Genomic DNA, 372 nt, shown 5'->3' with positions numbered 1-372 from the left:
TCCCTGCTCCCTGCCCCCCTGCATCTTTTCCCCTGCGTCTTCTCCCCTGCTCCCTGCTCCCTGCCCCCCTGCATCTTTTCCCCTGCGTCTTCTCCCCTGCTCCCTGCTCCCTGCCCCCCTGCATCTTTTCCCCTGCGTCTTCTCCCCTGCTCCCTGCTCCCTGCCCCCCTGCATCTTTTCCCCTGCGTCTTCTCCCCTGCTCCCTGCTCCCTGCCCCCCTGCATCTTTTCCCCTGCGTCTTCTCCCCTGCTCCCTGCTCCCTGCCCCCCTGCATCTTTTCCCCTGCGTCTTCTCCCCTGCTCCCTGCTCCCTGCCCCCCTGCATCTTTTCCCCTGCGTCTTCTCCCCTGATCCCTGCTCCCTGCCCCCCTGC

It is taken from the genome of Nodularia spumigena CCY9414 (assembly GCF_000340565.2).
GTDB lineage: Bacteria > Cyanobacteriota > Cyanobacteriia > Cyanobacteriales > Nostocaceae > Nodularia > Nodularia spumigena.
The sequence above is the reverse complement of the archived record's forward strand: the minus strand, read 5'-3'. Positions refer to the sequence as shown.